Source organism: Shewanella salipaludis, from assembly GCF_012911865.1.
GTDB lineage: Bacteria > Pseudomonadota > Gammaproteobacteria > Enterobacterales > Shewanellaceae > Shewanella > Shewanella salipaludis.
The window spans coordinates 1-19,792 of sequence record NZ_JAAXYH010000009.1; the positions used below are offsets into that span (position 1 = coordinate 1).

The following is a 19,792-nucleotide window of genomic DNA, read 5'->3' on the forward strand; positions in this document are numbered from 1 at the left end:
CACCGCCTTAACATGCGGTAACTAAGTTAGAAATGTTAAGTCCAGGGTCCCCTTCGTCTAGAGGCCTAGGACACCGCCCTTTCACGGCGGTAACAGGGGTTCGAATCCCCTAGGGGATACCACATTTATTCCAGGCTGTCATTTATCGAAATGACTGACTGGCACAAAGAAACCACCTCAGGGTGGTTTTTTTGTGCCTGAATTTTGTCTCTTGGTTCTCCCTGTCGCTGCATGTCGCCAGAGCCTGGCTTTGCCTTCATGTTTCCTGGGATCGCCGGGGCAGGCTTGTCAGCCCGGCCGTGACAACACAGGCGTACCTGGGCTAACCGTTTACTGATGTAGTCGCCCCGTTGACTGGGCATAGACTATCAGTTCAGGCAAGAGGCGGGCAAAGGGTAGGGCAACCGAGACAAGGTAACTGAGGCAGGGTGACTGAGGCAGGGGCAGGGTCATTGGAGCAGGGCAACCGCGACAGGGCAAGGCAGCTGGAGTCACCTAAGGTTGGCTATTGCCATGCCTGATGTGCATCAACAGATTGGGATAGGTCGGCGGGATTAAGCACAGGGCGGCGTTTGCCGCCCTGTCTGATTTGACCTGCGCATTTGGCTCAGGCGAAGAGTTGCAGTGCATGAGCCAGGGCGAGAGTCAGGCTAGTCGACCCCGAGGAAGCCGCCAGTCTGATGCGCCCACAGCTGGGCATAGATGCCGCCTTGGCGGATCAGTTGCTGATGTGTGCCTTGCTCGACAATCTTGCCTTCATCCAGCACTATCAGGCGGTCCATCGCCGCTATGGTCGAGAGTCTATGGGCGATGGCGATCACTGTCTTGCCCTGCATCAGCTGGTACAGGCTCTCCTGAATGGCGGCTTCAACTTCCGAGTCCAGTGCCGAGGTGGCTTCGTCCAGCAAGAGTATGGGGGCATTCTTCAACAATACCCTGGCGATGGCGATGCGTTGTCGCTGACCGCCGGACAATTTGACCCCGCGCTCGCCGACCTGGGCATCCAGGCCGCGATTGCCATGGGGATCTGTCAGCTCGGCGATAAACCTGTCCGCCTGGGCCTGTTTGATGGCTTCGAGCAGCTGCGTTTCGCTGGCATCGGGATCGCCGTAGAGGATGTTTTCCCTTATGCTGCGATGCAGCAGGGAGGTATCCTGGGTCACCATGCCTATCTGGGCCCGCAGCGAGTCCTGGGTGACCGTCTTGATGTCCTGCCCGTCTATGGCAATCTCGCCGCTCTCGAGATCGTGGAAACGCATCAGGAGGTTGACCAGGGTCGACTTGCCTGCGCCGGAGCGGCCCACCAGGCCGACTTTCTCGCCCGGTTTGATCTCGAGATTCAGGCCTTCGATAACGCCAGATTGTTCCCCGTAGTGAAAGCAGACATGGGAAAAGTCGATCTTCCCCTGGCTGACCTGCAAGGCCTTGGCACCGGCAGCGTCCTGGATCTCGGTTGGCCGCGAAAGGGTGTTGATCCCGTCGGCGACCGTGCCTATGTTTTCGAATAACGCACTGATTTCCCACATGATCCACTGAGACATGCCGTTGAGGCGCAGCGCCAGGCTGATGGCGATGGCGATGGCGCCGACCGTGATGGCATTGTCTGTCCACAACAGGATGGATACGGCGGCTATGCTGAACGCCAGCACATAGTTGATGATCTGCACGCTGACGTTGATGCCGGTGACCAGGCGCATCTGCCGATACACGGTTTGCAGAAAACTTTCCATGCTGGATTGAGCGTAATCGGCTTCCTGCTGGGTGTGGGCGAACAGCTTGACCGTGGCTATGTTGGTGTAGCTGTCGACGATGCGGCCCGTCATGGTGGAGCGGGCATCGGCCTGCTCGGTGGCGACGGCCTTGAGTCTGGGGACGAAATACCACTGCAGGCCTATGTAGACGCAGAGCCAGATTAGCATGGGCAACACCAGGCGTAGATCTGCGCTGGCGATCATCACCAGCATGGAGGTGAAATACACCAGTATGTACACCAACACGTCCAGCAGTTTCATCACAGTCTCGCGCACCGCCAGCGAGGTTTGCATCACCTTGGTGGCGATACGACCGGCGAAGTCGTTCTGGTAGAAAGAGATGCTCTGCTTGAGCAGGTATCTATGTGCCAACCAGCGGATGGACATGGGATAGTTACCGAGCAGGCCCTGGTACACGACCAAGGCATGCAGCATCACCAGCCCTGGGATCAGCACCAATACCAGGAGTGTCATGCCGAGCAGGGTCGTGCCTTCCTGTTCGAGCAGGGTGGCGGGATCTCTGGTCACCAGCCAGTCGACCAGCTGGCCCATGAAGCCGAACAGGGACACTTCGAGCATCGCCAGCAAGGCTGTCAGTACCGACATCAGCAGCAGCGGGCGTTCGTAGCCGCGGGTGTAGTGGCGACAAAACGCATAAATGCCGCGGGGTGGCTGGCTCGGCTCGTCGCCGGGCATAGCGTCGACCCAAGACTCAAATCGTTTAAACATAAAAGGTTTACCATACAGAAGGAGGACAACTTTGGCACTTAGCATATCGCAAATTGCTCCGGGTCGGGATGATATTTAATTGAGTTCCGTTTTCCGCTAGTGCTGCCGGGCCGCTTTGAGTAAAGTGAGCCTATCAGGACAGTATCAGTTCCTATGAGGGGTTAACCATGCCATCCAGCTGTACCGCCTTGGATCCCGGCATTTGCCGTGCGGCGCGCCTGGCCCGTGATGCCAGATTCGACGGCCAATTTTTTGTCGGCGTGCTGAGCACGGGTATCTATTGTCGCCCCATCTGCCCGGCGATTGCGCCCAAAGAAGTCAATGTGCGCTATTTCGACTCGGCGCTGCGGGCGGCGCAGGCCGGGCTCAGGCCTTGCCTCAGGTGCCGTCCCGACAGTGCCCCGGATTCCTGCGCCTGGAAGGGCACAAATACCACGCTGGAACGGGCCATAGGCCTGATAGATGCCGGCATACTGATGGGCGAGGATAAGCTCAGCGTCACGGCGCTGGCGGAAAAGTTGGGGATCAGCAGCCGCTATCTGGGCAAGTTGTTTACCCAGGGATTTGGCACCTCACCCAAGCAATACGCCTTGTACCGCCAGCTGATGTTTGCCAAACAATTGCTGCATCAAACCCAGTTGAGCGTGACCCAGGTGGCGTTGGCGGCCGGCTTCAACAGCATAAGACGCTTTAACGAGGCCTTTAAACAAGAACTGCAGCTGACCCCGACGGCGTTGCGCCGCAGCGGCAAGGCAAGCCGGGATGGCGAGGCACAGGAGGGCAGGGCGACCGGTCTTTGTCTGTATCAGTACTATAGGCCGCCGCTGGATTGGTCCAGGCAATGGGCCTTCTATCGATTGCGCGCCGTGGCCGGAATGGAATGGCTGGACGATGAGCAACGTTATGGGCGCAGTTTTCGACTGGGGAAACTCGAAGGCTTCTTCGAGTTGCTGCATGAGCCGGAGGCGCATAGGTTCAGGGTCAATATTCAACTGGCGGAGGGCAGCGATCTCAGCGGCTTGCGCGCCTTGGTGAGCCATATACGCCGGCTGCTGGATCTCGATGCCGACATGATGCAGGTGCAGACCAGCCTGACGCCATTGCATGAACTGGGGGTCCCCCCCCTCCCAGGCTTGAGATTACCCGGGGTCGGTTGCGCCTTCGAGGCCGGCTGCCGGGCCGTGTTGGGGCAGCAGGTGAGTGTGGTGCAGGCGAGCAAACTGCTCAATCTCCTGGTGCGGCATTATGGTGAGTCCCGCGAGGTTGCCGGGCGGCGGCTGACGTTTTTTCCTTCCCCGCAGGCCATCAGCCATGCAAGCTTGGACGAGCTCAAGATGCCGGGGGCACGCAAGGCGGCGCTCAATCAGCTGGCGCAGTTTATCTGCGATAATCCCGGGGCGCCCCCGGATGCCTGGCTCGAGGTCAAGGGCATAGGCCCCTGGACTGTGGCCTATGCCAAGATGCGCGGCCTGGGGGATCCGAACGTGTTTCTCGGCACGGATCTGGTGGTGAAGAATCGATTACTGGCCTTGGCGCCCGGCATCGGCAAGCAGGATTATCCGGGCTTTGCCGGCAAGCTGGCGTCCGCCATTGCCCCCTGGGGCAGTTACCTTACCTTTCAACTGTGGAACCTTTAACTGTGGAACCTTTAACTGTGGAACCTTTAACTATCGGAGCTGAACTATGAGCACTAGACCCGGCTGTATTTCTCGCTGTATCTGGGGCAGCACCTTAGACACCCAGGCCAAACTGCTGGCCCCCGTGGCCGAGTCGTATCTTGACTCGCCAATGGGGCTGCTCAGACTCAGGGCCAACCCTTTGGGATTGAGCCATCTGAGCCTGGTCGAAGCCCCTCGGGGAGCGAGTTGCGCGGCTCCGGCTGCGATCACGCAGGAGGCAAGCCCTCTGGGTGAGGTTGCGCCCGGGCAGTTCGAGGCGGCCAAGGCGCATCTGGAGGCCGCCCATGCCCAGCTGCAGGGGTATTTCGCCGGTGAACGTCAGGACTTCAGCCTGACGCTCGCGCCCAAGGGCACGCTATTTCAGCGCCAGGTGTGGCAGGCATTGCTGGACACAGGTTTCGGCCAGGTATGCAGCTACAGCGACATCGCCGGCAAGATAGCCCGTCCCAAGGCCGTGCGGGCCGTGGGGGCGGCCAATGGCGCCAATCCCATCGCCATCATAGTGCCTTGTCACAGGATCATAGGCAAGAATGGCAGCCTCACAGGCTACGCCTATGGCCTGACCATGAAACAGCAACTGCTGGCGCTGGAATCTGTCGAGCAAGCCTGATGCTTTTACGTTAGAATAGCGGCCTAGACAGCTATTGATGGGCATCCCTCAGATTTATGACTCAGGCCACCACCGCCGCGGCAAGCTTTGCCGGGCTCGGCATCATGCCGCAACTCTTGTCCCGACTGACCGAACTCGGTTATCAGACACCGACTCAGGTACAAAGCGCCACCATTCCTGCCGTATTGGCGGGCAGGGATGTGTTGGCCGGCGCCAATACCGGCTCGGGTAAAACCGCCGCCTTCGCCTTGCCGATTTTGCAGCGCCTGGCCGAGCATGCGCTAAAGCCCCCCCTTAAGCGGGATGCCAAGTCCGGCAACCTGGTGTCCTGCCTGGTGCTGGTGCCGACCCGTGAGTTGGCGCAGCAGGTGGGTCAGAGCTTTCAATCCTATGCCGAACGGATGGACATTAGGCCCAAAGTGATTTCCGTCTTCGGTGGCGTGTCGGCCAATAGCCAGATGTTGGCGCTGCGTGGCGGCGCCGATGTGTTGGTGGCGACTCCGGGGCGTTTACTGGATCTCTTGTCCAGCAATGCCATCAAGCTCAACAAGGTCGCCTGTCTGGTGCTGGACGAGGCAGATCGCATGCTCAGCCTGGGTTTCACCGAAGAGCTGGCCGAGGTGCTTAAGAGCCTGCCCAAGCAGAAACAGACTTTGATGTTCTCGGCGACCTTCCCGGAAGAAGTGCGTGAGCTGACCGCCGAGTTGCTCGATGCGCCGGTGGACATTCAGTTGCAAAGCAGCGCCCAGAGCACAGTGTTGCAGCGGGTGATCACAGTCAATCGTCCCAATAAGACGGCGCTGTTGGCGCAACTCATCAAGGAACACGACTGGTCCCAGGTGCTGATCTTCGCCAGTGCCAAGAATAGCTGCAATCACCTGGCGCAGAAGTTATCCAAACGCGGGATCAGTGCCGAGGTCTTCCACAGCGACAAGGCCCAGGGGGCGCGTACCAGGGTGTTGGACGGCTTCAAACGTGGTGACATCCGGGTGCTTATCGCCACAGATATCGCCGCCCGAGGCATAGACATAGAAAAACTGCCCGTGGTCGTCAACTTCGATCTGCCCCGCAGCCCGGCCGACTATATGCATAGAATTGGCCGCAGCGGCCGTGCCGGTGAAGTCGGCCTGGCACTCACCCTGATAGCCCACGATGAGTACCAGCATTTCGGGGTCATAGAGAAGAAGAACAAACTCAAGTTGGTGCGGGAGCAAATTGCCGGCTTCGAAGCGGATGCCGAGGCACCCGAGGGGGCGCTGGTTGCCGTTAAGCCGCTGGTGCCGCCAGCGGGCATGGGCAAGAAGAAACGCAAGCAATTGCCGCAGGCCAATATTGCGCTATGGGGCAAGAAAGACTAGTTCAAGCAAGCGCTTGGTAAGAGTGTGAGATTAGGTAACGACAATGCAGCACCTGTTTTGGTTAGTCGAAGATAAGATAGCCGGTCGCAGTGGGCCGGACAAAGATCCCTGGGATCCCGTGGCCTTGAAAGCCGCCGGGATTGGCGCCGTGTTGTCGGTTAACGCCGGCACCGGCTGTGATGCCGCGGCATTGGCGGCCGCCGGGCTGCGCTACGCCTGTACGCCCCTGACCGACAACATACCGCCGCAACAAGGCGATCTTGCCCTCTGCGTGGCGCAGCTGCCCAAGGCGCTGGCCTTCATTCGCCAATGTGAGGCAGACGCTTTGCCTCTGCTCATTCACTGCCGTTCGGGCAAGGACAGAACCGGGGTGGTGATGGCCTATTATCTGATGAGCAACGGCGCCGCGCCTTTGCATGCGGTGAGCCAGGTCAGGAGCATCCGCGACATAGCCTTCAGCGCCGAGGGCTGGGATCAGTTCGTCTTCGATCTGCTCTATGCCCTGCAAGAGGCGGCCAACTAGCGGCACCCTGGCTAGGATCTTGTTACTGTCCCAACCCCGTCCCGGCGGGGTTGGTCGTTATCGGCCCGCCCATATGTGGCCGATAACTGCAATATGACTCAAGCATCGCATTAGTGGGTCGATAAGGGTAAACTGATGCGATTCAATGGCTAACCCAGGGGAATATATATGAAAAGTAAGGCGAGCCAGTCTCAGGGGCTGTTGCTGTTCAAGTTATCCCAGACCCAGCTCTTTGCCTTGGGCACCCTGAAAATCCGCGAGCTGGTGCCTTTTACCCCTCTGAGTCAAATTCCTCAGTCGCATCCCAACATCCTCGGGGCGGCGACCATTCGCGGCACGACTATCCCTGTGGTCGACATGGCTGCGGCCGTCGGCTATCGCCCGGTGAGCGACGCCGAGCTGGCCAAGAGCTTCATCATCATCACCGACTGCCAGCGTATGGTCATAGGTTTTCTGGTACGGGCCATAGATAAGATCATCGAATGCAACTGGCGGGACATAGAAGCGCCGTCCAGCAACCTGGGCAAAGAGGCCTTTCTCACCGGGGTGACCCGCTTCGAGGATCAACTGGTGCAGCTGCTGGACGTCGAGTTGCTCTTGTCCAAAGTCTTCCCTGACAGTCCTGGTGCCAAGAGAGCGGCGCTGACGGATGTGCAGCGGGAACGGCTCAAGCCGCTGAATATCCTGTTGGTCGACGATTCCAAGGTGGCACGCAAACAGCTGGCAGATGCCCTGGATGCCCTCAACATTCCCTATCGAGTGACCGCCGACGGCAAGGAGGCGCTGACCATAATGGAACAGGCGGCGGCCGATAAGCGGCCGATCGACTTGCTGGTCAGCGACATAGAAATGCCCGGGCTGGACGGTTATGAACTGGCATTCGAAGTGAAAGACAACCCCAAACTGGCGGCGGCCTACATCATATTGCATACCTCGCTGTCGAGTGAGATCAGCGTCAGCCAGGCACATCAGGTCGGTGCCAATGAGGCGCTGACCAAGTTCGATGCCAACGAGCTGATCCAGGCCATGCTCAGGGGCGCAGACAACGCGGCCCGGCTCCTTGGCTAAGCTTCTGCGTCAGCCTGGATGAGAGCCGTAACCCGGGTTTGTGGCCGTTTCGGTGTTTTTTTGCCAATTTGACTTAAGATCACCGGCTTATTTGGCCACATAGCTGGACAAGTCGCGGCGCTTTCTATACAAAACTTATCTATACAAAAATGAGTAGAGGCAAACGGGCGTCGAGTTGAATGTCCGTGAGTCATCCTAGACAGATAATAACTACAGGTCCCGTCACTAAAGGTGCCGCAATTGAAGGTCAAGTCATGAATCAAACCCCGTCATTCTTCGCCAGGTTGGCCAATGGCAGCCTGGTGCTGCAAATCTTGCTCGGCATAGTCGCAGGCGTGTTGCTGGCCAGCGTCTCCAGCTCGGGCGCCCAAAGCGTTGCCTTCCTGGGCAGCCTGTTTGTCGGTGCGCTCAAGGCCATAGCGCCCATCTTGGTGTTCATCCTGGTGGCTGCATCCATCGCCAACCAGAAGAAAAACAGCCAGACCAATATGCGGCCGATAGTGATGCTGTATCTGTTGGGCACCTTCGCCGCCGCCCTGACGGCCGTGGTGCTGAGTTTTGTGTTTCCGACCGAACTTGTGCTGGTGGCCGGTGTCGAGGGCTCCTCGCCGCCACAGGGCATAGGCGAGGTGATCAATACCTTGTTGTTCAAGTTGGTCGACAATCCAGTCAATGCCGTGATGACGGGCAATTATATCGGTATTCTCGCCTGGGGCGTGGGTCTGGGGGTGACATTGCACCATGCCAATGACTCGACCAAACAAGTGCTGACAGATCTGAGTCATGGGATCTCCCAGATGGTGCGTTTCGTCATACGTCTGGCCCCCATAGGCATCTTCGGCCTGGTGGCGGCAACCTTTGCCGAGACAGGTTTTTCCGCCATAGCGGGTTATGCCAAGCTGCTGTCGGTGCTGCTCGGCGCCATGCTGGTCATCGCCCTGGTGGTGAATCCCCTGATCGTGTTCGTTAAGATTAAACGCAACCCTTATCCCTTGGTGTTGAGATGTTTACGTGAGAGTGGCGTGACCGCATTCTTCACTCGCTCCAGCGCCGCCAATATCCCGGTGAACATGGCCCTATGCGAGAAATTGTCACTGCATGAAGATACCTATTCCGTGTCTATCCCCCTGGGAGCCACCATCAACATGGGCGGCGCCGCGATTACCATTACCGTCTTGACCCTGGCGGCGGCGCACACCCTGGGCATAGAAGTCGATCTGCTGACGGCCTTGCTGCTCAGTGTGGTGGCGGCGGTATCTGCCTGTGGCGCCTCGGGTGTCGCCGGCGGCTCTCTGTTGTTGATCCCCCTGGCCTGTAGCCTGTTCGGCATCTCCAACGATGTCGCCATGCAAGTGGTCGCCGTCGGTTTCATCATAGGGGTGATCCAGGATGCGGCCGAAACCGCCCTCAACAGCTCGACCGATGTGCTCTTCACCGCGGCGGCCTGTGAGGCGGCAGAGCGTCAGGCGAGCCTGAGCGTCGCCCCCCAATGCCGGGATTCGGTTTAGTCAGATACAGGGTCAGGATTCGGCCTGGCCAAGATGCTTGGCAGTAAATGCATAAGAGGGCGCCCGGTTAACCACTGAGCGCCCTCTTTGCCATGCCCGCCATGGGCCGGTTTTTACACGTAAAACCCGGGATGAGTTCTATGCTTAAGCTGATACCGGCGACAGGGTAAAGAGTAGGGGCAATGATATGGTGGGACTGGAGAATCGCAGACGTTTGCGTTGGAAGGCGTCGGCCCTGCAGGCGCGCGAGCTCTTGGGGACTTGGGTGGATGAGCGCCCCCGGCTGGGAGACAAGATCACCTTTTACCGTGAGGATGGCAAGTGGTATCTGGAAACCTGGTTCAACGATGGCTGCCATAGCCTGGATGAAGTCATACCCACCCCCATGGCGGAAGGGCTGAGACTCGAAGACAAGGGCGGCAACTTCTTCGCCGAATATTTCATCATAGATGCAGACAACGAGCTGTACTTCTGCAATGCCGGCGGGCGTTATTATAAGGCCAGTAAAGTCACCCCCATGCGGGTGGCCTGAGCCCGTGGGGACTCAGGGCTATGTTTGTTTCAGAAGGGATGCCTGTTTCAGAAGGAACGCCTGCTTCAGAAGGGATGCTTGCTGTCGAAGCTGAGCCACTTGCCCGAATAAGGGTGCTTGAACGCCAGGCGCTGGGCATGCAGGCAGAGCCGTTGCCGCGCCCGGATAACCTCGGCATCGCCATAAAACTCGTCCCCCAGTATGGGATGGCCCAGCGCCAGCATATGCACCCTGAGTTGATGGGTTCGGCCGGTTTGTGGTTGTAACTCGACCAGGCAGCTGTCGTCCCGTCGCTCCAACACCCGGTAGTGGGTCGAGGCACTCTTGCCCTGTGGGCTCACCATCTGATAGGGGGGATTGTCTCTGTCCGCGGCGATCGCCAGGGCTATGTTGCCTTCGTCCAGCGGCAATTGCCCCTGAACCTCGGCGATATAGCACTTGGCCGCTTGCCTGTCCTGAAACTGGGTCTTTAAATTGGACTCGGCCCGCTTGTTGCGGGCAAACACCATGATGCCCGAAGTGGCGCAATCGAGTCTATGCACCAGAATGGCTTCCGGATAGAGGCGCTGCAGTCGCGTCAACGCGCAATCCCGGGTGTTTTCCGCCCGTCCAGGATTAGACAATAAGCCCGAAGGTTTATTGATCACTATGATGTCTCTGTCTTGATAGCGTAGGTCTAACCAAGGTATGGCCGGTGGCCGGTAATCGAATATTTGCATGCTGTCCCCTCTGCGCGGCCGGGATTTTAGCAAAAAATGACGCGCAAGACATCAGTTAACACAGGCCATGTCCGAGCCGGCAGCCAGGTCTGATGGGAAGCCGCAGGTTCAGGGCAGATAGGCTTCCGGGGTCTGACGGCTCCAGATGCGGCTATAGGCCATCAGTTGCGGGTAGAAGGTGCGAAAGGCAATTTCTATCTCTATATCCAGTTCCTCTATGCAGGCGGCGGCGCCATTGAACAGTTCCGGTTTGGACAGGCGACGACTGACGCCTGCGATAGCCTGATTGAGCCCCTGTCTGTGCTGATAGGACTCGAGCCAATTCTCCCGGCGGATCCTGGGCGTCAATTGCTGCAGGGCCGTGGGCAAGTCTGGACAGGCGTCCAGCGCGTCATAGGCCTTAAGGCAAAAATCGCTCAGGCTCTGGGAATGGTATTCTTCCCAGTATTTGGCCAACATATGATCGAAGGCCAGATCCATCAGGATCGGGGCGACCCGGGTGAGGGACTTGGGGAACTTGCCAACCAGCTCTCGGGTGAGTTCATGGCCGTCTGTGAGTTGATCTATTTGCCTATGCAACCAGATCCCTTGCCGTAAGTGCTTGGGAAAGTGTTCTATATTGCCCTTGGCGAAATCACCGGCGAGATTTGCGGCCAAACAAGTTTTACTGTTATCGGCCAGATGCAAGTGTGCAAGAAAGTTCATATTTTCTACTTGGTTAACGCCATGCTTTCACGGTACCATGCCCGGCGGCGCCAAGGGAACCCTGAGGCGTTAAAATCATGGCCGGGGTGGCCGTGACGTTGCAGGGACTCAACACTTCGTCTTTCGATATTCACGCTGTGAAGGATCACGTAAAATGTGGAATTGGTTCATAAACAAGTTTAGGCAAAGAGGTGTGGCGAAGCGTAAACGTGTCCGTGTCCATATCCCCCACGAGCAGTTAAGTTTTCGTCTGGAGCAGACGTCGGCCCAGGGAGCACGGCCATCTATGCCGGCCAATTCCAAGCCGGAACTCAAGGAACCTTGATCTTATCCGCCTCTGACCCTAGACTAGCCGCCGTTCTAAGCTAAGCAGAGGCTAATCATGCGCGTTGCAGACTTTTCTTTCGATCTCCCAGATGAGCTCATCGCTCGCTATCCCATGGCGCAGCGCAGCGCCTCGCGTTTACTGACTCTGGATGGCAACTCGGGTGAGCTTGCCGATAAACAATTTACCGAACTGCTGGGGTTGATAAACCTTGGGGATCTGGTGGTGTTCAACAACACCCGGGTGATCCCGGCGCGGCTGTTCGGCCAGAAGGCCAGCGGTGGCAAGTTGGAGATCCTGGTCGAGCGCATGTTGGATGACAAGCGCATCCTGGCCCATGTCCGCAGCTCCAAGTCCCCCAAGGTCGATGCCCTGATCCATCTCGATGGCGGTTACCGGATGAAGATGCTGGCCCGCCACGACACTTTGTTCGAGCTCGAACTCCTGTCCGAGTCGAGCATACTGGAGGTGCTCGAGGCCGTCGGCCACATGCCATTGCCGCCTTATATAGACAGGCCCGATGATGATGCCGACAAGGAGCGCTACCAAACCGTCTATAACCAGACGCCGGGTGCGGTGGCGGCGCCGACTGCCGGGCTGCATTTCGACGACGCCATGCTGGCGGCATTGAAGGCCAAAGGGGTCAACACCGCGTTTGTGACCCTGCATGTGGGGGCGGGCACCTTCCAGCCGGTGCGGGTCGAGAGCATATTGGAACATAAGATGCACTCCGAGTGGGCCCAGGTGCCGCGGGACGTGGTCGATGCCATCGCCAGCACCAAGGCGGCGGGCAAGCGGGTGATCGCCGTCGGCACCACCTCGGTGCGTTCACTGGAGAGCGCCGCCCGTGCCAGCCAGGGCGAACTGCAGGCCTTCAGCGGCGATACGGATATTTTCATCTATCCCGGCTACCGCTTCCAGGTTGTCGATGCCATGGTGACTAACTTCCATTTGCCCGAGTCGACCCTCATCATGCTGATCAGTGCCTTCGCAGGTTTCGATGAGGTGATGCGGGCCTACCAACATGCCATAGCGCAAAAATACCGCTTCTTCAGCTATGGCGATGCCATGTTTATCACTAAAAAAGCCCCCTGAATACGGATTTTGTTTTAAAATACCCTGTTAATATTTGAAACTTGAGTATTTTTTGGGTTAAGGCTTGAAGCTTGGCGCTTGCGCCCTTATCTCTATTGATAATCTGAGCGGCATTGGCCGCTCACTCTTTGTAGTCAGACTGTTTCTCTGGCGAGGTGAATAATGAAATTTGAATTAGATACGACAGATGGCCGAGCCCGCCGTGGCCGCTTGATTTTCGAGCGCGGCACAGTGGAAACCCCGGCCTTCATGCCGGTCGGCACCTATGGCACTGTCAAGGGCATGACCCCGGAAGAAGTGCGTGCCACAGGCGCCGACATTCTGCTGGGCAATACCTTCCACCTCTGGTTGCGTCCCGGCGAAGAAATCATGCGCAAGCATGGCGACCTGCACGACTTCATGAACTGGCAGCGGCCGATACTGACCGACTCGGGTGGTTTCCAGGTCTTCAGCCTGGGCGACATACGCAAGATCACCGAGGAAGGGGTGCATTTCCGCTCGCCGATCAACGGCGAGAAGATCTTCCTCGATCCGGAAAAGTCGATGCAGATCCAGGATGCCCTGGGCAGCGACGTGGTGATGATATTCGACGAGTGTACCCCGTATCCTGCCACCGAAGACGAGGCACGCAAGTCGATGCAGATGTCGCTGCGCTGGGCCAAGCGTTCGCGCGACGAGTTCGACCGCCTGGAAAACCCCAATTCGCTGTTTGGCATCATCCAGGGCGGGGTATATGAAGATCTGCGTGACGAGAGCCTCAAGGGCCTGGTCGACATAGGCTTCGACGGCTATGCGGTCGGGGGCTTGGCCGTGGGTGAGCCCAAGGAAGACATGCACCGTATTCTCGAGCATGTCTGCCCGCAAATACCCGCGGATAAGCCACGTTACCTCATGGGCGTGGGCAAACCGGAAGACCTGGTCGAAGGGGTGCGCCGCGGTGTCGACATGTTCGATTGCGTCATGCCGACCCGTAACGCCCGCAACGGCCATCTGTTTACCAGTGAAGGGGTGATCAAGATACGCAATGCGCGTCATCGTGACGACACTGCACCGCTCGATGCCAAGTGTGATTGTTATACCTGTAAAAACTATTCGCGGGCATACCTTTACCACCTGGATCGCTGCAATGAGATTTTGGGTGCGCGTTTAAACACCATACATAACTTGAGATACTATCAAATGTTAATGGAGGGTTTGCGCGGCGCGATCGAGACAGGTACATTAGACGCCTTCGTAGAGGACTTCTATACCAGTCAAGGGCGTGAAGTACCTGAATTTGTCGGTTAATTTTAGTTAATAAGAAGAGAGAACTATGTTTATTTCAAATGCATATGCAGCTGGTGAGGGTGCGGCTCAGACGGGTGGTACCATGGAACTGATTTTCATGCTGGTGGTGTTCGGGCTGATCTTCTACTTCATGATTTTCCGTCCCCAGTCCAAGCGCGTCAAAGAGCATAAGAACCTGATGTCTGCACTGGGCAAGGGTGATGAAGTGCTGACCAGTGGAGGGATTTTGGGCAAGATAGCCAAGATCAGCGACGACAGCGATTACGTGTTACTGAGCCTGAACGAGACGACTCAGATCACCATCAAGAAGGACTATATTGCTGCGGTCTTGCCTAAAGGCTCTATCCAGTCGTTGTAAGCCAAGAGGGCTCAGGTGTGTTAAATAAATACCCAATGTGGAAGAACATTATGGTGATGTTGATCATCGCCGTAGGTTGTTTCTATGCAGTACCCAACCTCTTCGGTGAGGACCATGCAGTGCAGGTGGTGGCGACTCGCGGCGCGGAAGTCACGACATCAACCCAATCGATAGTCGCTGAACAGCTGGCCGGCAAGGGCATTGCGGTAAAGCGCTCTGAGCTCGAAAATGGCCAGTTGTTGGTGCGTGTGCAGGATGCCGAGCAACAGCTGTTGGCCAAGGAAGTGATTGCCGACGCCCTGGGTGATAAGTTCACCGTGGCGCTGAACCTGGCACCGGCCACCCCCGAGTGGCTCGAATCCCTGGGTGGTTCACCCATGAAACTGGGTCTGGATCTTCGTGGCGGTGTGCACTTCCTGATGGAAGTGGACATGGGCGAAGCCCTGCACAAGATGGAAGAAGGCAAGGTAGCCGATTTCCGCAGCCAGCTGAGGGAAGAGAAGATACGTTATGCCGGCATTCGCGATACTGCCAAGGGCATAGAAATTAACTTCCGCGATGCGGAAACCCTCGGCCATGCCGAACGTTTCCTCAAGACCCGCACTAAAGACATGCTGTTCACCGACGTCTCCAGCGGTGACAACTTCGTGCTGCGTGCCGTCATGAGCGAAGCCTATATCAAGCAGGTCAAGGAAGAGGCGCTGCAGCAAAACATCACTACTATCCGTAACAGGGTTAACGAGTTGGGGGTAGCCGAGCCTGTGGTCCAACGTCAGGGCGCCGAGCGCATAGTCGTTGAGTTGCCAGGGGTGCAGGACACGGCCCGTGCCAAGGAAATCCTCGGTGCGACCGCCTCGATAGAATTCCACATGGTGGACGACAAGGCCGATGCCAGTGCCGCCGCCAGTGGCCGGATATCTGCCGGCTCCGAAGTCTACCAGCGCCGTGAAGGCGGCGCCGTGGTGCTGAAGAAAGAAGTCATGCTGACCGGGGATCATATTACCGGTGCCCAGCCAAGCTTCGATCAATACAGCCGACCCCAGGTGAGCATCAACCTGGACGCCAAAGGCGGCAGTATCTTCTCCAATGTCACCAAAGATAACGTCGGCAAGCCCATGGCGACCCTGTTCATCGAATACAAGGACAGTGGCGAGCGCAATGCCGACGGCAGCGTGAAGATGAAGAAGATTGAAGAAGTGATCTCGGTTGCCACCATCAATCAACGTCTGGGACGCAACTTCGTCATCACAGGCCTGGGTCATGCCGAGTCGCAGAACCTGGCGCTCTTGCTGCGTGCCGGTGCCCTGATTGCCCCCGTCTCCATAGTCGAGGAACGTACCATAGGTCCTAGCCTGGGCGCCGAGAACATAGAAAACGGTGTTCAGGCCATGGTCTGGGGCATGGCTGCCGTGCTGATCTTCATGCTGGTGTATTACCGGGGTTTCGGTCTGATTGCCAACCTGGCGCTGACGGCCAACCTGGTGATGGTAGTGGGCGTGATGTCGATGATCCCGGGTGCCGTGCTGACCCTGCCCGGCATCGCCGGTATGGTGTTGACAGTGGGTATGGCGGTAGATGGGAACGTGCTGATTTACGAGCGTATTCGTGAAGAATTACGCGCGGGGCGCAGTGTGCAGCAGGCCATACACGAAGGCTATGGCAATGCCTTCTCCACCATTGCCGATGCCAACATCACCACCTTCATGACGGCGCTTATCCTGTTTGCCGTGGGTACCGGCGCCGTCAAAGGCTTCGCCGTGACCCTGATGATAGGTATCGCGACTTCCATGTTTACTGCTATTGTGGGTACTCGCTCGATCGTCAATGCGATCTGGGGTGGTAAACGCGTGAAGAAACTGTCTATCTAAGGGGTAGTTGAAATGTTCGAGATTTTATCACTAAAAAACACAGTAAACTTCCTGCGCCATGCTGTGCCCATCAGCGTCATGTCCGGCGTTCTGGTGCTGGCTTCTTTGGTCTCTCTGGCAACCAATGGTATCAACTGGGGGCTGGATTTTACCGGTGGTACCGTGGTCGAAATGGCGTTTTCCAAGCCGGTCGATCTCAATGTGCTGCGCAGTGAGTTGACCACACCTGCATCCGAAGGCGCCCTGGTGCAGAACTTCGGTTCCAGCCGTGATGTCCTGGTACGTCTGCCGGTTAGGCCTGAGCTCAAGAGCGAAGTGCAGGTCGACGCCGTGATGGCGGCCGCCCTCAAGGTCGATCCTCAGGTGCTGCAGAAGCGGGTCGAGTTTGTCGGTCCCCAGGTGGGTAAAGAACTGGCGGAGCAGGGTGGCCTGGCGGTATTGGTCGCCCTCATCTGTATCCTCATCTATGTGTCCTTTCGCTTCGAATGGCGCCTGGCTCTGGGCTCAGTGGCGGCACTGGCGCACGACGTGATAGTCACCTTCGGGGTCTTCTCTGTGTTCCAGCTGGAGTTCGACCTGACGGTGTTGGCCGGGGTGTTGACTGTGGTGGGTTACTCACTCAACGACACCATAGTGGTCTTCGACCGTATCAGGGAGAATTTCCTCAAGCTGCGCAAGAGCGTTCCGGAAGAAGTGGTCAACATCTCCATCACCCAGACCATGAGCCGCACCATCATCACCACGGGCACCACGCTGGTGGTGGTAGTGGCCCTGTTCCTCAAGGGGGGCAGCATGATCCACGGTTTTGCCACCGCGCTGATGATGGGGATCTTCGTGGGGACTTACTCTTCCATCTATGTGGCGAGTTTCCTGGCGATCAAGCTGGGCATTAATCGTGAGCATATGATGCCGGTGGAAATCGAGAAAGAAGGTGCGGATCAACCGCCCATGATGCCTTAAGCTTATAGAGGCATATAGAAGAAACCACCCGCGGGTGGTTTTTTTATGGCTGTTGCCCGGCCGCGACAGGGCTGAGTGGGGCATGGCGGCTTGGGCATGGGGAGCGTCTTGCACTCTAGCCTGGATAGCACTCGACAGCCGCCGCCTTTTGGCAGTAGGATGTCGGGTGATAAATTTGCCAGAAGAGCAATAGCCGTAGGAAATAGCATGGAAGAGCGCAAGTGTTTAGTCGCAGGTGGTAATTTGCTCCAGGCCCATACCTGGAAGGGGCTGCTGGAGGCCTGTGGCATCAGGGTCGAACTCAGGGGCGAGGCCCTGCTCGGCGGTGTCGGTGAGTTGCCGACCGATATGCAAAACGTTGAGTTATGGGTGAGTGAGTCCGAACTGAGGGCCGCCCAGGCCCAGTTGGCCGGTCTGGATGTCGAAGGTCCCAGATGGCAATGCCTGCAGTGTCATGAGATGAACGAGGCCAGTTTCGAGCTCTGTTGGCACTGTGGCGCCGAGCCGAGTCAGTCTCACGGCTGAAGCCGCTGCTTAGACCACTGCCTAGACCACTGCTTAGACTAGCCTATGCTGAAGTGTTAACGGCCTGAATTGCGGGGTTGGCAACTGGACCCGGCTTAGTCCCCCTACCGCAGGTCTGCGCCGTGAAAGCGCGTCATGCAGCGTTATGCAGCGTTATGCTGCGTTATGTATATGCAGCGTTATGCAAGAGTGCCATGCAGCAAGCTGCATCGAATAAGGAGACTCACGTGCAACACAATTCCGAATTTTTCGCCTTGGTCCAATCCATACAGCCCAAGATCACTGAGATCAGCATAGAGGCGTATCAGGCCGATGACAGCTGGACCCTGATCGATGTGCGCGAAGATCATGAGTGGCTGGCAGGGCACCTTCCCCAGGCCGAGCATCTGGGCAAGGGCATCATAGAGCGGGACATCGAGACCCGCTTTCCCGACAAGAGTCGGCCGCTGTTGCTCTATTGTGGTGGCGGCCATCGTTCGGCCCTGGCGGCCTATCAGCTGCAGCTGATGGGCTATCTGCATGTCGCTTCCCTCTGCGGCGGTTTTAGCGCCTGGACGACGCGTCAGTTACCCGTAATCCAGGACCAGGCCAAGCCGTAACAGGACCTTCAACTATGCAGTATTTTCCCCTGTTCGTCGACACGACAGAACTCAAGGTATTGGTGGTCGGTGGCGGCGAGGTCGCGAGTCGTAAACTCGATTTATTGACGCGCACCCGCGCCGAGATCCGGGTGATTTCCCCCGAGGTCAGCGGGGATATCCTGGCGTATGAGACCAGTGGCCGCATCGGCCTGTGGCGTCGTGGGGCAACTGAGGCTGATATCCAAGATTGGGATCTGATTTATCTGGCCACGGCCGATGACAGGCTCAACGCCGAGCTGGCTGCGCTGGCCAGGACGCGCGGGATCTGGGTCAATGTGGTGGATAGCCCGCAGCATTGCCGTTTCATCACCCCATCGATCGTCGATCGCGGCCGCTTGGTGGTGGCCATCAGCACGGCGGGCGCCGCCCCGGTGTTTGCCCGCGACATTCGCGCCCGGCTGGAAACCTGGCTGCCTCAGTCGTTGGCGCCCCTGTTCGATTTCGTCGCCGCGCGCCGCGATGAGGTACAGGCCAGGCTGAGTTCGACCAAGCTGCGCCGCTTGTTCTGGGAGACGTTTTTTAAACTCAATGGCGACAGGTTCGACGCGGCCACCGCCGAGCATTACCAGGATGCCTTTCTCGACTTAACGCCCGGCGGGGAGATCTTGTTGCTCGATGCCCACACCCGGGTCGACTTATTGCCCCTGGCGGCCATGCCACTGCTGCAGCGGTTGGATTGGGTGCTCAGCCCTGGGTCCTTACCCCTCGAACTTACCGAGTTGCTGCGCCGTGATGCCGGTCGCCGCGAGCTGCCCGGCCTGAGTGAGATCACCCGTCTGTACGAGCAAGGCGGTCGCTTGCTGATCTATGCCGACAGCGACAAGATAGCCCAGCTCGAGGCCCATTTCCCCATGGCGAAACACCTGCGTGGCGGCAGCCTGTAACCTGTCTGACTTCGAGTGCTAAATTTGTGACTGGGCCGGGTCTGAGGTAGACTCGGCTCCCTCTTAGGTTTGGGAATGTTTGGGCGGGATTTTTTATGGCACTCAAGGCCACAGTTTTTAAAGTCAATCTGCAAATTGCCGACATGGACAGGGGCTACTATCAGGATCATCAGCTCACCCTGGCACAACACCCTTCGGAAACCGACGGGCGCATGATGATCCGGCTGCTGGCCTTCATCATCAATGCCAGCGAATCGCTGAGCTTCAGCAAGGGCTTGTGTGTCGATGACGAGCCCGAACTCTGGGATAAAGATCTGTCCGGGGTGATAGATCTTTGGGTGGAGTTTGGCCAGTCCGATGAGAAATGGTTGCGCAAGGCCTGTGGCCGGGCCAAGCGGGTGCAGTTGTTTGCCTACGGTGGCCGCAGTGTGCCTATCTGGTGGAAACAGCATGAAGCCGTGTTCGAGCGCTACCAAAACCTCAAGGTGTGGAACATTGACGAAGCCTCGGTCGAGGCGATGCAGGTATTTGTGGCGCGCACCATGGCCTTGCAGGTTTCGATAAGTGAAGGGCAGATCTGGCTGTCGGATGCCAGCAACAGCGTGTTGGTGGAGCCGCAGGTGCTCAAAGCCGCAGAGTTTGACTGACGCCGGCTGGCAGAATCGCG

General features: G+C 57.7%; 20 protein-coding genes and 1 tRNA gene. 18 read left to right on the plus strand and 3 right to left on the minus strand.

The window, feature by feature from the left end; genetic code table 11:
* Window positions 1-46 precede the first annotated feature (46 nt).
* Window positions 47-122, plus strand: a tRNA-Glu gene (locus tag HC757_RS12625).
* A gap of 528 nt (window positions 123-650) precedes the next feature.
* Here HC757_RS12625 and HC757_RS12630 read toward each other — a convergent pair.
* On the minus strand, window positions 651-2,480 hold the full coding sequence (locus HC757_RS12630; protein WP_169564739.1) for an ABC transporter ATP-binding protein: 1,830 nt from the start codon (window positions 2,478-2,480) through the stop codon (window positions 651-653).
* A gap of 167 nt (window positions 2,481-2,647) precedes the next feature.
* On the opposite strand from HC757_RS12630, the gene HC757_RS12635 reads away from it, so the two are divergent.
* From HC757_RS12635 to HC757_RS12665, 7 genes are all read left to right on the plus strand, one after another.
* Entirely contained in the window at window positions 2,648-4,117 is a 1,470-nt protein-coding gene (locus HC757_RS12635) for a DNA-3-methyladenine glycosylase 2 family protein (RefSeq protein ID WP_169564740.1), read from the plus strand.
* Window positions 4,118-4,268: 151 nt separating this feature from the next.
* Window positions 4,269-4,769, plus strand: coding sequence for a methylated-DNA--[protein]-cysteine S-methyltransferase (locus tag HC757_RS12640; RefSeq protein WP_244623536.1), 501 nt, complete (start codon window positions 4,269-4,271; stop codon window positions 4,767-4,769).
* A gap of 56 nt (window positions 4,770-4,825) precedes the next feature.
* Window positions 4,826-6,127: a DEAD/DEAH box helicase gene (locus HC757_RS12645; RefSeq protein ID WP_169564742.1), complete on the plus strand. Its 1,302-nt coding sequence runs from the start codon at window positions 4,826-4,828 to the stop codon at window positions 6,125-6,127.
* A gap of 43 nt (window positions 6,128-6,170) precedes the next feature.
* Window positions 6,171-6,650, plus strand: coding sequence for a phosphatase domain-containing protein (locus HC757_RS12650; protein WP_169564743.1), 480 nt, complete (start codon window positions 6,171-6,173; stop codon window positions 6,648-6,650).
* A gap of 168 nt (window positions 6,651-6,818) precedes the next feature.
* Window positions 6,819-7,718: a chemotaxis protein gene (locus HC757_RS12655; RefSeq protein ID WP_169564744.1), complete on the plus strand. Its 900-nt coding sequence runs from the start codon at window positions 6,819-6,821 to the stop codon at window positions 7,716-7,718.
* Between the two features lie 254 nt (window positions 7,719-7,972).
* Window positions 7,973-9,226 (plus strand): serine/threonine transporter SstT, encoded by a 1,254-nt coding sequence (gene sstT / locus HC757_RS12660; RefSeq protein WP_169564745.1) that lies wholly within the window; start codon window positions 7,973-7,975, stop codon window positions 9,224-9,226.
* A 187-nt stretch (window positions 9,227-9,413) separates the two neighbouring features.
* Window positions 9,414-9,758: a hypothetical protein gene (locus HC757_RS12665; protein ID WP_244623516.1), complete on the plus strand. Its 345-nt coding sequence runs from the start codon at window positions 9,414-9,416 to the stop codon at window positions 9,756-9,758.
* Window positions 9,759-9,823: 65 nt separating this feature from the next.
* Here the strand turns inward: HC757_RS12665 and HC757_RS12670 are convergent, their stop codons facing one another.
* Entirely contained in the window at window positions 9,824-10,477 is a 654-nt protein-coding gene (locus HC757_RS12670; protein WP_169564746.1) for an RluA family pseudouridine synthase, read from the minus strand.
* A gap of 108 nt (window positions 10,478-10,585) precedes the next feature.
* Window positions 10,586-11,182 carry an acyl carrier protein phosphodiesterase gene (locus HC757_RS12675; RefSeq protein ID WP_169564747.1) on the minus strand — a complete coding sequence of 199 codons (597 nt, stop codon included), beginning with the start codon at window positions 11,180-11,182 and terminating at the stop codon, window positions 10,586-10,588.
* A gap of 193 nt (window positions 11,183-11,375) precedes the next feature.
* Here HC757_RS12675 and HC757_RS19115 point away from each other — a divergent pair, with 193 nt between their 5' ends.
* From HC757_RS19115 to HC757_RS12720, 10 genes are all read left to right on the plus strand, one after another.
* Window positions 11,376-11,507 carry a hypothetical protein gene (locus tag HC757_RS19115; RefSeq protein WP_280520982.1) on the plus strand — a complete coding sequence of 44 codons (132 nt, stop codon included), beginning with the start codon at window positions 11,376-11,378 and terminating at the stop codon, window positions 11,505-11,507.
* A gap of 57 nt (window positions 11,508-11,564) precedes the next feature.
* Window positions 11,565-12,602: a tRNA preQ1(34) S-adenosylmethionine ribosyltransferase-isomerase QueA gene (queA, locus tag HC757_RS12680; RefSeq protein ID WP_169564748.1), complete on the plus strand. Its 1,038-nt coding sequence runs from the start codon at window positions 11,565-11,567 to the stop codon at window positions 12,600-12,602.
* A 162-nt stretch (window positions 12,603-12,764) separates the two neighbouring features.
* Window positions 12,765-13,889 (plus strand): tRNA guanosine(34) transglycosylase Tgt, encoded by a 1,125-nt coding sequence (gene tgt, locus HC757_RS12685; RefSeq protein ID WP_169564749.1) that lies wholly within the window; start codon window positions 12,765-12,767, stop codon window positions 13,887-13,889.
* 25 nt (window positions 13,890-13,914) lie between these two features.
* Complete coding sequence (gene yajC, locus HC757_RS12690; RefSeq protein WP_169564750.1) at window positions 13,915-14,247, plus strand: preprotein translocase subunit YajC; 333 nt, start codon at window positions 13,915-13,917, stop codon at window positions 14,245-14,247.
* A 17-nt stretch (window positions 14,248-14,264) separates the two neighbouring features.
* Window positions 14,265-16,115 carry a protein translocase subunit SecD gene (secD, locus tag HC757_RS12695; protein ID WP_169564751.1) on the plus strand — a complete coding sequence of 617 codons (1,851 nt, stop codon included), beginning with the start codon at window positions 14,265-14,267 and terminating at the stop codon, window positions 16,113-16,115.
* A 12-nt stretch (window positions 16,116-16,127) separates the two neighbouring features.
* The gene (secF, locus tag HC757_RS12700; RefSeq protein WP_169564752.1) at window positions 16,128-17,075 is read left to right on the plus strand and encodes a protein translocase subunit SecF; all 948 of its coding nucleotides are present in this window, start codon (window positions 16,128-16,130) and stop codon (window positions 17,073-17,075) included.
* A 207-nt stretch (window positions 17,076-17,282) separates the two neighbouring features.
* Window positions 17,283-17,600, plus strand: coding sequence for a putative signal transducing protein (locus HC757_RS12705; RefSeq protein WP_169564753.1), 318 nt, complete (start codon window positions 17,283-17,285; stop codon window positions 17,598-17,600).
* A 227-nt stretch (window positions 17,601-17,827) separates the two neighbouring features.
* Complete coding sequence (locus HC757_RS12710; protein WP_169564754.1) at window positions 17,828-18,199, plus strand: rhodanese-like domain-containing protein; 372 nt, start codon at window positions 17,828-17,830, stop codon at window positions 18,197-18,199.
* 14 nt (window positions 18,200-18,213) lie between these two features.
* The gene (locus HC757_RS12715) at window positions 18,214-19,125 is read left to right on the plus strand and encodes a precorrin-2 dehydrogenase/sirohydrochlorin ferrochelatase family protein (RefSeq protein ID WP_169564755.1); all 912 of its coding nucleotides are present in this window, start codon (window positions 18,214-18,216) and stop codon (window positions 19,123-19,125) included.
* A gap of 95 nt (window positions 19,126-19,220) precedes the next feature.
* On the plus strand, window positions 19,221-19,772 hold the full coding sequence (locus HC757_RS12720) for a YaeQ family protein (protein WP_169564756.1): 552 nt from the start codon (window positions 19,221-19,223) through the stop codon (window positions 19,770-19,772).
* The last annotated feature ends 20 nt before the right edge of the window (window positions 19,773-19,792 follow it).

What these genes read in the sequence shown, in the direction of transcription:
- HC757_RS12630 (WP_169564739.1), bottom strand. Translation starts at nt 2,480, where the DNA reads ATGTTTAAACGATTTGAGTCTTGGGTCGACGCTATGCCCGGCGACGAG.
- HC757_RS12635 (WP_169564740.1), top strand. Translation starts at nt 2,648, where the DNA reads ATGCCATCCAGCTGTACCGCCTTGGATCCCGGCATTTGCCGTGCGGCG.
- HC757_RS12640 (WP_244623536.1), top strand. Translation starts at nt 4,269, where the DNA reads ATGGGGCTGCTCAGACTCAGGGCCAACCCTTTGGGATTGAGCCATCTG.
- HC757_RS12645 (WP_169564742.1), top strand. Translation starts at nt 4,826, where the DNA reads ATGACTCAGGCCACCACCGCCGCGGCAAGCTTTGCCGGGCTCGGCATC.
- HC757_RS12650 (WP_169564743.1), top strand. Translation starts at nt 6,171, where the DNA reads ATGCAGCACCTGTTTTGGTTAGTCGAAGATAAGATAGCCGGTCGCAGT.
- HC757_RS12655 (WP_169564744.1), top strand. Translation starts at nt 6,819, where the DNA reads ATGAAAAGTAAGGCGAGCCAGTCTCAGGGGCTGTTGCTGTTCAAGTTA.
- sstT (WP_169564745.1), top strand. Translation starts at nt 7,973, where the DNA reads ATGAATCAAACCCCGTCATTCTTCGCCAGGTTGGCCAATGGCAGCCTG.
- HC757_RS12665 (WP_244623516.1), top strand. Translation starts at nt 9,414, where the DNA reads ATGGTGGGACTGGAGAATCGCAGACGTTTGCGTTGGAAGGCGTCGGCC.
- HC757_RS12670 (WP_169564746.1), bottom strand. Translation starts at nt 10,477, where the DNA reads ATGCAAATATTCGATTACCGGCCACCGGCCATACCTTGGTTAGACCTA.
- HC757_RS12675 (WP_169564747.1), bottom strand. Translation starts at nt 11,182, where the DNA reads ATGAACTTTCTTGCACACTTGCATCTGGCCGATAACAGTAAAACTTGT.
- queA (WP_169564748.1), top strand. Translation starts at nt 11,565, where the DNA reads ATGCGCGTTGCAGACTTTTCTTTCGATCTCCCAGATGAGCTCATCGCT.
- tgt (WP_169564749.1), top strand. Translation starts at nt 12,765, where the DNA reads ATGAAATTTGAATTAGATACGACAGATGGCCGAGCCCGCCGTGGCCGC.
- yajC (WP_169564750.1), top strand. Translation starts at nt 13,915, where the DNA reads ATGTTTATTTCAAATGCATATGCAGCTGGTGAGGGTGCGGCTCAGACG.
- secF (WP_169564752.1), top strand. Translation starts at nt 16,128, where the DNA reads ATGTTCGAGATTTTATCACTAAAAAACACAGTAAACTTCCTGCGCCAT.
- HC757_RS12705 (WP_169564753.1), top strand. Translation starts at nt 17,283, where the DNA reads ATGGAAGAGCGCAAGTGTTTAGTCGCAGGTGGTAATTTGCTCCAGGCC.
- HC757_RS12715 (WP_169564755.1), top strand. Translation starts at nt 18,214, where the DNA reads ATGCAGTATTTTCCCCTGTTCGTCGACACGACAGAACTCAAGGTATTG.
- HC757_RS12720 (WP_169564756.1), top strand. Translation starts at nt 19,221, where the DNA reads ATGGCACTCAAGGCCACAGTTTTTAAAGTCAATCTGCAAATTGCCGAC.